Raw genomic sequence first — 11,971 nt, 5'->3', positions numbered from 1 at the left:
AGATGCTTGAAAGGGGAGAGATGTCATTGAGTTTCATGGATCAGAACCAGAACCAGCCGCAGAATCATAGCATGGGCGGCGGACGGCGGCCGCCAGAGCTGAAACCGGGTACATTAAAGAAAATTATATTCGGAGCAGTTGCCGCAGTCGTCGTTATTTACGTAGGATCAACTTCCTTCTACACGGTGCAGGAGCAGGAGAGAGCAGCTATCCTTACGTTCGGGAAGTATTCCAACGAAACTTCAGCGGGGCTGCATTTCAAATGGCCTTATCCGATTCAGCAGGTCATCACCGTTCCGGCGGAGCTGACGCAGCGCATTCATATCGGCTACCGGCAAGAGGGCTCGGAATCCATCCCAGTGGATGAGGAAGCGATGATGATTACGGGCGATGAGAATATCGTGTCGGCAGATGCGGTTGTGCAGTGGAAAATTAGCAATATTCATGATTACTTATACAATATCTCGGATGCAGAGCAGTTTTTGCGCAATGCGGCCAGCTCTTCGATCCGTGCAGTAATCGGTTCGGAGAAGCTGGATTATGCGATTACCGATGGTAAAACGGTCATTCAGGATAAAGTTAGGGAAAAGCTGATCGAGCTGCAGGCCAAGTATAAAACGGGCATTCAAATTATCGATATTAAATTTCAGGATATCGAGCCTCCGAGCGGCCAAGTAGCGGAAGCGTTCCGCGAAGTAACGAATGCTCGCGAGGAAAAGAATACCAAGATCAACAATGCCGCGAAGTATGAGAACGACCGCATACCGAAAGCGCGCGGTGAAGCGCAGGCTCTACTTGAGAACGCGGAAGGCCAGAAGAAATCGCGTATCCTGAACGCGGAGGGCGATGTCGCCAAATTCAATGCGATATTCGGCGAATACAAAAACAACCCGAACGTTACCCAAAGCCGCTTGGTGCTGGAGACGCTCGAGAAAATATTGCCGAGCGCCAAAATTTTCATTACGAATTCAAACAGCGATACCGTCAACTACCTTCCTTTGAATGAGCTGCTGAAGAGCGGCAGTGGCAGCACAGTTTCGCCGCCTGCCACAACGCCGCCTGCCACAACGCCGCCTGCTTCGGAAGCTCCCCAAGGAGGTGACGCGCAATGAAAAGAAACCATTGGATAACCATAATCATTGTGCTGGCCGTCGTTATTCTAGGCTCAGGCTCGATGTTTATCGTGAAGGAAGGCGAATACAAGGTTGTGCTGCGGTTCGGAGAAGCGATGCGAGCCGTTCCCGATCCAGGCTTGAAGTTCAAGCTGCCGTTCATTGAAAACGTGTCGACGCTGCCGAAATATCAAATGACCTATGAGAGCAGCCCGACGACCATACTGACTAAGGACCAGAAGCCAATCGTGGTAGATAACTATACCGTTTGGCGCATTACGAACGCATCGCAGTTTTTGAGAACGGTGCAATCGGTAAGCGGAGGCATTCAGCGAATCGACGAGGCCGTGTACAACTCGGTTAGACGGAAGCTGTCCGAGGTCAATTACGACAACATCATCAGTGAGAACACGGCGCGGGGCAACATCAATGACGAGATCACCAAAGATGTCGTGACGGCGTTGACCAGAGACAACTACGGCATCGAAGTCATTGACGTTCGCATCAAGCGTACGGACTTGCCGGAGGAGAACAAGCAGAGCGTATACAACCGCATGATCTCCGACCGCCAGTCCATTGCGGCAAGATACTTGTCCGAGGGTGATGAGGAGTCGCGCAAAATTACGTCCAAAGCGGACCGTACTGCGACTGAGCTGCTTGCACAGGCGCAGGCAGACGCCAAAAAAATCGTCGCGGAAGGCGAGCGCGAAGCTGCCGTCATCTATAACAAAGCATACGGCAGCGATCCGCAGTTCTACAATTTCTACCGGACGCTTGAGAGCTACACGACCACGCTTAAGAATGAGCCGGTCATTATGATTCCGATCGATTCTCCTTATGCCAAAATTTTATTAGGCCAATAACAAGCAATCCCCTTCGCCTTGGCGGAGGGGATTTGTTTTTGCGGCTATTACAAAATTTTAAACGGTGGATGCACAAAATATTGCATTGTTGGAAGCGCTCCCTAAAGGCAAGATAGAGGTAAGGACATATCGATTGTCCGTCTATCCATCCATGGGGAGGGAAATTAGGAATGAAGCAAGGAATAAGAAGAAGCTTGCAGGTCATGCTTGTGTTTATGCTGCTGGCGGCGGGAAGTATACCGTTCGGTGCGGCGGTCTCCGCAGCGGCGGTCGTCATTTCTCAGGCAGGCAGTGTTGTAACCGCTACCAACGGGGAGCTTGTCATTACGTACGATCTGTCGGATGGGCGAGGGGATTTCAAATCCGGCAGTACGGTCATCATGTCAGACTTCTATTCGAACTATGGGGTTGTAGGCAGCACAAGCCGCATCAGCTCTTATGATGCTGGAACCCGCTCAGCCAGCTGGGCGGCTATCGGCGCCGACGGATACGGCACTGGCGGCAAGCAGCTGACGATTACGAATACGCTCGTATCCGGCTCGACCATTATTCTGACGATCAAGATGTACGAGAACCGGTCATTCGTGCTTGCCGGCATGACGGTGAACAAATCTGTCAGCCAAGCGATAAACTTTATGGAGCCGATTGCATCCGCCAATTTGGATATTGGAGCGGGATCGGATAAACGCATTTATACGACGCCTTATACGAACAATTACGATTTCGGAGTGGCTCCTGTCAATGATTTCGGCAGCAGCCAGAACGGGAATGACCGGCCTTACGGAGCCGGAGAAACCTGGGGCGCATTTAACGGTACAAGCTACTGGGTCGCTTCCATGTTCGACAATACGAACAAGCACGGTTTTATTGCGGGCGCCGCGACGACCTTCAAGTGGAAAAGCATGCAATATTTGCGGCAGGCAAGCACGGCTAACGGCAGCTTAACCGGCTTCTCCGTTTATAATGCAGGAGGCCAGCAGAGCGGCACCTCGGTAGCCAGCGATCAATTTTTCTTGGGGTATTTCTCTGATTATCAAGCAGGGCTTGAGCAATTCGGCGAAATGTATGCCGTTGCCGAGCCGAAGCTGGACTGGACCGACGATGTGCCAATCGGTTTCAACACATGGTACGCGTACTACACCTATCCGACAGCTGACGCGATGCTGCCGATGACCGATTATTTCGAAGACCATCTGAAATCGCTTGGCTACAACTACATGAACCTGGATTGCTGCTACCAAGGGGTGGAAGGCGCAACCGATTTGCAAAACCTGGAGGATTTCGTGGACTATGTGCACGGGAAGGGAATGAAGGCAGGCACGTACTCGGCTCCGTTCGCGATCTTCGACGACTTGGCTGATACGGTGCCGGGCACCTCCTACACATTCGGCAATATTGCGCTGAAGGATGCGAGCGGCAGCCCGATCAAATCGTATATCAATACGTACATCGTGGATGCGACGCATCCAGGTGGGCGGGCTTACATCCAGTGGATCATGGACAATTACCATGTATCGCCGGGATTTGATTACGTAAAGCTTGATTTCATCGACCTCGGCATGTATGACGGGAAGTTTTACGACACGACGAAAAACGGCATGCAAGCCTATCGGATCGGCATGGAAATCATGCGCGATACGCTGCTGGCTGCTCCTCAGGACATCTATATCAATGAATCGATCGCTCCGCTGCTGCCAGGCGGGTACGCACATGGCAGAAGAACTGGCGTCGATACGACAATTGGGCTTGAGTCCTATCCGGGCATTGAGCGGCAGGCATTCAATGCGGCAGCCTCCTGGTGGACGAACGGAACGCTGTATGCCTACAACGACGTGGATATGATTTTCCCGGAAAGCGTCATTGACGGGTTCAATAAAGTGACGCTCAACGAAGGCACGCTGCTCTCCACGGCGATCGCGCTCGGAGGCGGGCATTGGCTGGTCGGTGACAATGTGCCGTTTATTTCAGATGACAGGATGGCTATTCTGCAAAACGAGGGCATTCTGGATTTGGTCAAAAAAGGAAACGCGGCTAAGCCGGTTAGAATGACTAATTTCTATCATAAGCTGGAGCATTCGCCGAGCGCGATCTACTTAACGGACACGAACGGAGACCGTATCGTCGGATTATCGAACTGGGATATGAACAACGCATCTTCCGTTACGGTGTCATTCAGCGATCTCGGGTTAAGTTCAAGCACGGCGTTTACCTTGACCGAAATCTACAGCCAGACGAAGCTTGGAACGTACACGGGCAGCTTCGCTAGGACATTGAAGCCTGGCGAATCGATCATTGTCCGGATATCGGCGAATGCCTCATCGCTTCCAACTGCGCCGACGAATCTAGCGCTCGGAAAAACAGCGACGGCATCGTCCACTTGGACTGCCGGAGCAGGTTATGAAGCATCCAAAGCGATCGATGGCAGCCTAAGCACGAGATGGAGCGCCGAGAACGGAACTTCCGGCAATCAGTGGCTGGAGGTTAATCTGGGGCCTGCCACAAACGTGAACCGTGTCGTCGTCAGCGAATACGGCTCCGGAAACCAGAGCTTCCAGATCGATACGTATGCGCTGCAATATTGGAATGGCTCGAGCTATGTGAATCTCAGTCAGAACTTTACGGTCGGCGACCGCAGAATATTCAACTTTCCGACTGTCTCCACATCAAAGCTCAGATTATACGTGAAGACCGCAAGGTTCATTCCGTCCATTCAGGAAATCGAGATTTATAACGTTGCTGGCAATACGGGCAGCCGAATCGATCAGGACAACAGCGGATCAGCGTATTCGACGTATTCGGATATCCGCGCTTCGATTCAGCGGATGCAGACCTTCAGCCTTACGCAGTCGAGCTTACCGAGGATGGATGTGTATTTGTACGAGAACTATGTGAACAAACTGCCGGAGGATAACTTGTATCTCGACATCGTGTTATTGGATGCAAGCAGCAACCCGGTGCAGACGCTGTTCAGCGCCGCTCTGCATCCGAGCAATATACCCGGGGCCGCTACGCCGTATGCCGTTTATCCGCGGTTGACGGGGCTGGATACGACGAAGAAATACGGGCTCGTGCTGCGTTCACCGGAAACGCTCGACGACAGCTCAACAAGCAATAAGTACGGTTTTGCGTATAACGATACGAATCCGTACGCTGGCGGATTCGCCAGACTTTCCACGAATGGCGGTTCGACTTGGTCAACCGAAAGCAGCGGTAACCGTGATTTAATCTTTACCATTTATAAATAAAGCAAGAGGTGGACGGTCCTAGCAGCGAAATCGGCTGCAGGACGTCCGCTTTTTCTTGTTTGGATAAAGGTATTCGGGCAGCGGGTGTCGTAGAGAGAAGTGTGAATTGACTTTATGGAGGTAGGCTTATGCTCAGGTTCCTGCTTAATCGCAGCATCAAGACAAAGATCGTATGGAGCACCGTAATCATATCTCTCATCCCGCTGCTTATTCTCTCATATTTGTTCTATGATACCAATGCGCGTTCCCTGGAGCGGACGATGTACCGCAGCTCTGACCAGAATGCGGACTATATGTCTGATTATCTGGACAAATACTTTCAGAATTTATCGGCCTCCGCCCTGCAGGTTTATGGCTTCCAGCGAATTATGAACCTGATGGAGCACGGCATTGATTACAATAGCGAAGAATTTTTATTTCTGAAGGACTCGTTGAGCAATTACTACCGGCTGGTCGAGAGCAGGAATGAGAACATCATTAAGGTGATGATTTACGGCAAAGACAATAAGCTTGCCGACAATTGGTCGCGGGCGGCCAGCTACGACAATATACGCCTTGGGGAGAATACGCCGTATTTCGATGAACTGCTGGATCTGCAGTACCAGCACTCCTTGATGTTCAATTATACGGATGCTGCGCTGCAGCAGCGGTTGTTTGTCTACGGAGTGACGATCTACGATCCGTTCTACCGAACGAAAACAGGAACGCTGATTTTCTTTATCCAAAGCAAAGAAATCGATAAAATCATCAAAACCTATAATTACGAGCCGAATGAAATTATTTTGCAGAATAGGCACGGCGAGCCGTTCTATCAAACCTCGGACCATTATATCTCAGCCATCGATCCTTATGAGCCGCCGACTTTGCCCGTAGGGAAAGAGAAGCATAATCTGCGTTTCTCCGAGAACAGGAGCTTGCTCATCAACACATCTTTTATAAATAACGGAAATATAAGATTATCGATCGTGTACCCGAATACGGAGCTTGAGCACAGCCGGAAACAGCTCATGAACATTACGGTCAGTGCGTTCGTGCTTGTGCTGCTGTTTATTTTCCTGCTGTCGCTTCTTTCGCAGCAATTCATTACGAAGCCGCTGTTTCTGCTTGGGAAAGCGATGAAGGCGGTCAGGAACGGCAATTTTCAAATTACGGTCAAACAGCCGACGCTTTGGCGCGACGACATATCGGAGCTGACGCGCAGCTTCAATTTCATGACGGACAAGATCCGAACGATGATCGAAACCGAATATGAGATGCAGCTGCGGAATAAGGAAGCGCATATTATGGCGCTGCAAATGCAGATTAATCCCCATTTCCTCTACAATACGCTTCAGACGATTGGCGGCAAAGCCGTGCTGATGGGCGATTACGAGATTCATGAAATGTGCCGTGCGTTAGGCGATCTGTTTCGCTACAGCTTCTACGAAGGAAATATGGAATCGACGCTGCGGATGGAGCTCGTGCATGCAAACAATTATTTGTATATCCAGCAGCTTCGCTTTGAGAATGCGATCGAGCTGGAGATTGACGTCCAGGAAGAGCTGATGGATATGACCATCATCCGATTCGTGCTGCAGCCGATTATCGAGAATGTCATTGTGCACGGCCTTGTGAAGGACGATCAGAAAGAGCTCCTCATACGTATCGGCGCTGTCCGCAAGGCAGGCAGCTTCGTTCTAACGGTGCAGGATAACGGCCCTGGCATGGAACCTAGCAAATTAGAGTCTTTACGATCGGACCTTAAATATAAATCGAAGGAACTGTTCGACGGCGTGTCCATTGGACTGAAAAACGTGCATGAGAGGCTGAAGCTCGTTTACGGCTCTGCTTACGGGTTAGAAATCAATAGCCGATTCGGATTGGGTACCGAAATTGCGATCATCATACCGGATAGAAAGAAGGAAATCTCAGATGTATAAGGTGATGGTAGTGGACGATGAGCCATGGGGCAGGAAAGCGATCAGCAAAATGATAAACGAGCTTGCCCCGCGGCTTGAAGTCATTGCGGAAGCGAGGCATGGGGAGGAGGCGCTGGCGCTTATCGGCATCAGCAGGCCGCATATCGTTGTGACGGACATGAATATGCCGGTAATGAACGGTCAGGAATTTCTGGCCAGGCTGCACCGAGAATATAACGAAATCAAAGTGATCGTGATTAGCGGGTATTCGGAGTTCGAGTATTTAAAAGCGGCGCTTACTTACCGTGCCTGCGAATACGTATTGAAGCCCGTTTCGGCGGCGGACCTGCTGGAAGCAATGACGAAAGCGATCGAGGCCATTCAAAACGAGTCCAGCCTACTGGAGCAGAAAAAGCATGCCGAGGATGTGCAGAGCCTGAAGCGGGAAGCATTCCTTCAGCATATAGCGAGCGGCCGCATCCATAATGTAGCCGACATTTATGAGCAAGCGGAGAGGCTGGGAATTCCGTGCGCGCAGGACCGTTTCTGCGTCGCGCTCGTTTCGCTGCGGCAATATCGGCCAATCGCGGATATAAAATTCCATGGCAACGCAGACCTGTTGATGTTCAGCGTGGAGAACGTTTGGCATGAGCTTCTAAACGCGGATTCGCCGCTGGTGTTCAAGACGGATAACCGGGAGCGGATCGTGCTTGCTTTCCCGGAGTCAGTCTATGACCATGCTCATATCAAGAGCTTGCTCGATCGGTTTCAGGAAGCGATGAAGAGGATGTACGCGGCCGACGTGCTCGTAGGGCTAAGCAAGGCAGGCGCTAAGCTGGAGCAGCTTCCTGCCGCTTTCGAATCGGCGCATGGCGCATTGCTCGCAAATGGATTCCATGCTGCGGGACTATGCATCTCCGAGCGAGAAGCGATCCGGACCGACGCAGCTGCCGCAGGGTTGCTGAATACCTTCGAAGCGAAGGCGTTCAAACAGGCGCTGGCTTCACGCAGCGGCAAGGACATGAAACGTTTCGTGGAGAGCTTGGCGAACAAAATCAGGCAGCTGCCGGCTATCACGATACGCGAAGTGCAGCGGGAGCTTTCGCATCTAGCTGAGCTGCTAAGCATGTCTTCAGGCGCAGCATGGGCACGCCCAGCTATGTTTGAGCCGAAGGCGATCGCCCATATTTTGGATTGCAAAGAGCTGGAGAGCTGGTTTGCCGGCATGGCCTTGTTTATCGACAACTTATCGCTCAGCCAAGAGAAATCGGAAACGGATCAGACTATTCGCGATATTGCCGCATTTCTCGATGAGCATTATTTTGAGGATTTGAGCTTGGTCGACGTGGCTACGAGGTTTCATATCGATCCGAGCTATTTAAGCAAGCTGTTCAAATCGGTTACAGGCGAAAATTTCATTGAGTATATGAGCCGGAAAAGAATCGAGAAGGCATGCGAGCTGCTGAGCGGCTCTGACCGTAAGATCGTTGAAATCGCGGAGCTGACCGGGTACGAGAACCAGCGTTATTTCAGCCAGGTTTTCAAAAAAATGAAAGGCCAGACGCCGTCCGAGTATAGGGAAGCGAGCTTGGATAAAGAAAGCCCAGTCTAAAAAATTGAACATCAGGTGCACAATTTTTTAAATTACGGTTTGGGCTGCCGGGTTCTATGATAGACGTAGAGCGAAGCATATTCGTTCGCCACTCCATATTTCGCAAAGGGGAATTAGAATGAACAAAAGAGTATACGTAAGCATTTGCCTTGCCATGCTGATGCTGCTTCTGGCTGCTTGCGGCGGCAATAACGGCGCACCTGCAGCTACGGAAGAGGCGGGCAATAAAGGGGCGGAGGAGAGCGAAGCGACGCAGGCTCCCGTGGAAGAGAAGCCCGTGACCATTTCCTTCATGCACTTTAAGAGCGACGTGACCGACGGGGTAGCCAAGATTGTCGAGCAGTTCGAGAACGAGAATCCGAACATCAAGGTCGAGGTTCAACCGGTCAAATACGACGATTATTATACGCTGATCAAAACGAAGCTGGCAGGCGGAGACATTATCGACGTGTTCACGCTGAACTCCGGCGGCCAAGCGAAGCTGTTCTCAGACGGCGGGTATATCATGGACCTGACCGGACAGCCGTTTCTATCGAGCTTCGATGAAAGCGTGCTGAAAGGGCAAGCGACGGACGGCAAAAATTTCGTAATGCCCATAAATGGCGGACCGATTGCCGTATTTTACAACAAAAAAATATTTAAAGATTTAGGGCTCGAAATTCCAAAAACATACGATGCCTTGCTGGAAGCGGCTAACCAAATCAAGGCTGCCGGGAAAACGCCGTTCGCGCTCGGCTGGAAGGACGGCTGGACGCTTGGCATGTGGGCAACTCGCGATCTTCCGAGCTTAACGGCGCTTGAAGAGGGCCAAACGGACTTCTTCCAAAAGCTAGAGGTTGGCGAAGCGAAATTCGCGGATAATCCTGCGGTCAAGGTAACCATTGAGCGCGCGAAGAAGCTGTTCGAGCTAGGGAATAAGGATCAGCTTGGCGTGGATTACAACGGCGCGGTGGATCTTTTTTCCAAAGGCGAAGTCGGCATGATGTACATGGGTACGTGGCCGCTCCTTGATATCGAGAAAAAAAATCCGGATTTCTATAATAACGATCTTGGGTATTTCCCTTATCCATTCAGCAACGATCCGGCATTAAACAAGCTTGAATTCAATCCGGATGCATCGCTAGCCGTAGCAAGCAATACGCCGCACAAGGAAGCCGCATTGAAATTCATGGCGTTCATGGCAAGCAAGCAAGGCGGAGACGCTTGGGTTAACAATATCAAATCGCTCAGCTACGTAAAGGGCTCTACGACAAGCATCGCGCCGGCGATGGATGAATTGCAGCCATACTTCGATCAAGGCTTGACGTATGACTCGCAAATTTACTTCGCGAACACGACGCTTGACTGGTCAACGCAATTCAGCCAGCAGCTGCAAAAGTATTTCTTCGGCAAAACGACGCCGGACAAAATCATTGCGGAGATGGATGATTGGATCGCCAAAAACCATAAATAACTTTACGGAAGCAAAAACACGGCTTAGCGGGAGCTTTATTCCGCTCTGCCGTATTTTTGGAGAGGAGCAGCTATGAGCGTTTTCAAACGGACAGTAAAAAATGAATTTTGGTACGTGCTGTTTCTAATGCCTGGTTTTTGTTTATTTGCGCTCGCGCTGCTGGTACCGCTCGGCATGGGAATCAGATACTCCTTCACCGATTGGGACGGCGTTTCCCAGTCGCTTCGGTATATCGGGTGGGGCAATTACAAAAATGCGCTGACGGATGACGATTTGTGGATGGCTTTAATCAATACGTTTAAATACGCGATTATCCTAACGGTGGTCGTGAACGTTTTATCCTTATTATTTGCTTTGCTGCTGGATTCCTATTTGAAATTCAGAAATGTATTTCGTACCGTATTCTTTTTGCCAAGTGTCATTTCTATCGTGCTTTCGGGCTTTATATGGAGCTACAACTACAGCACGGGCCTTCCCAAATTGTTCAGCTTCTTCGGCTTTGACAATGTGACAAGTCCGCTCGGCAACCCCAGCTATGCGCTGTTTGGCGTCATCGTCATTGCGGTCTGGCAGGGTATCGGCGCGCCTATGATTATATATATCGCGGGACTGCAGGGCATTCCGCAGGAAATTGTCGAGAGCGCAAAAATAGACGGAGCGGGAACGTCAAAAACGCTGTGGCATATCGTGCTTCCGCTGCTTGCGCCGTCCTTCACCATTAATATGGTGCTTACGCTGACGGGTGCTCTAAAGGTGTTCGATCTGGTGTTTGTAACGACGCATGGCGGTCCGGCCTTCGCTACTGAGGTTATGTCCACTTATATTTACAGCAGCTCTTTTGCTTCCTATAAGGGGGGCTACGGCATGGCGCTATCCATGATCTTTTTCGTCGTCCTTGTCGTCGTGACGCTCATTCAGCTCTCCGTGTTTAGAAGAAGGGAGGTGGAAGTATGAGAAAGGTCAGGCATATTTCCGTTTTTATTCTCGTTTCGGCTTTGGCAATCGTCTTTCTCTTTCCCTTTTACGTGGCAGTGTTGATGGCGTTCAAATCGCCACAAGAAACGTATGACGCTTTTTATGCGCTTCCGGCAAAGCTCGACTTGGCCAACTTCGCGCACGCGTGGGATACATCCCATTATCCGACCGCATTTATGAACAGCTTGATTATTACCGTCGTGGCCATTGGGTTAATCGTGACCATTTCGGCAATGGCCGGCTATTCGATCGCGAGGCGGAACAAAAAGTTTTATCAGATGTTTTTCGTTCTGTTCCTCGCGGGCATGATGGTTCCTTTTCAAATTACGATGCTGCCGATCTATAAGCTTGGCAAAACGCTCCATATGATCGATACGCACTGGGGAATTATTCTCATTTACGGCGGTGCAGGCATCCAGATGGGGGTGCTGTTCTATACCGGCTTCATTCGGGCGATCTCGAGAGAAATCGAGGAGGCGGCTACGATCGACGGCTGCTCGACACCGGGCATATTCTTCCGCATTATTCTGCCGCTGCTGAAGCCGGTAACGGCAACGGTGCTTGTTTTGAATGCGCTCTATATATGGAATGACTTTTTGCTGCCGCTCTTGTTTTTGCAGGATGCGTCTTACCGGACGATTCCGCTGCAGCAGTATTTTTTCTTCGGGCAGTACAGCAGCGATCTGAACCTAGCGTTTGCATACGCCGTTATGGGGATGGTCCCCATTATCGTTTTTTTCTTGTTCATGCAAAAATACATCATCAAAGGCATTGCCGCTGGCGCCGTCAAAGGCTAGCTTACAGCAGCGCATA

The 11,971-nt window shown here is 50.6% G+C and carries 8 protein-coding genes; all 8 read left to right on the top strand.

The genetic code is table 11. From position 1 onward, the window contains the following. Positions 1-35 precede the first annotated feature (35 nt). The 8 genes from hflK to FHS16_RS04165 all read left to right on the top strand — a co-directional run bounded on the left by hflK (position 36) and on the right by FHS16_RS04165 (position 11,955). The gene (gene hflK / locus FHS16_RS04200) at positions 36-1,112 is read left to right on the top strand and encodes an FtsH protease activity modulator HflK (protein ID WP_246431611.1); all 1,077 of its coding nucleotides are present in this window, start codon (positions 36-38) and stop codon (positions 1,110-1,112) included. Beyond that, positions 1,109-1,975, top strand: a complete 867-nt coding sequence (gene hflC / locus FHS16_RS04195) for a protease modulator HflC (protein ID WP_183559175.1) — start codon at positions 1,109-1,111, stop codon at positions 1,973-1,975. The genes hflK and hflC overlap by 4 nt, the downstream gene beginning before the upstream one ends. A gap of 170 nt (positions 1,976-2,145) precedes the next feature. Then, positions 2,146-5,220, top strand: a complete 3,075-nt coding sequence (locus FHS16_RS04190) for a discoidin domain-containing protein (protein WP_221226253.1) — start codon at positions 2,146-2,148, stop codon at positions 5,218-5,220. A 128-nt stretch (positions 5,221-5,348) separates the two neighbouring features. Further along, positions 5,349-7,139 carry a sensor histidine kinase gene (locus FHS16_RS04185; protein WP_183559173.1) on the top strand — a complete coding sequence of 597 codons (1,791 nt, stop codon included), beginning with the start codon at positions 5,349-5,351 and terminating at the stop codon, positions 7,137-7,139. Beyond that, positions 7,132-8,730 (top strand): response regulator, encoded by a 1,599-nt coding sequence (locus FHS16_RS04180; RefSeq protein WP_183559171.1) that lies wholly within the window; start codon positions 7,132-7,134, stop codon positions 8,728-8,730. The genes FHS16_RS04185 and FHS16_RS04180 overlap by 8 nt, the downstream gene beginning before the upstream one ends. Before the next feature lie 118 nt (positions 8,731-8,848). Continuing rightward, a complete protein-coding gene (locus tag FHS16_RS04175; protein WP_183559168.1) occupies positions 8,849-10,183 on the top strand; it encodes an ABC transporter substrate-binding protein in 1,335 nt (444 codons plus the stop codon). Positions 10,184-10,255: 72 nt separating this feature from the next. After that, positions 10,256-11,137 carry a carbohydrate ABC transporter permease gene (locus tag FHS16_RS04170; protein ID WP_183559166.1) on the top strand — a complete coding sequence of 294 codons (882 nt, stop codon included), beginning with the start codon at positions 10,256-10,258 and terminating at the stop codon, positions 11,135-11,137. Next, the gene (locus tag FHS16_RS04165) at positions 11,134-11,955 is read left to right on the top strand and encodes a carbohydrate ABC transporter permease (protein ID WP_183559164.1); all 822 of its coding nucleotides are present in this window, start codon (positions 11,134-11,136) and stop codon (positions 11,953-11,955) included. Before FHS16_RS04170 ends, FHS16_RS04165 begins: the two co-directional genes overlap by 4 nt. Positions 11,956-11,971: the final 16 nt, after the last annotated feature.

Origin of the sequence: Paenibacillus endophyticus (assembly GCF_014192395.1) — a bacterium.
GTDB lineage: Bacteria > Bacillota > Bacilli > Paenibacillales > Paenibacillaceae > Pristimantibacillus > Pristimantibacillus endophyticus.
Note: the sequence above shows the minus strand (reverse complement) of the source record. Positions and strands in the feature narration are given on the sequence as shown.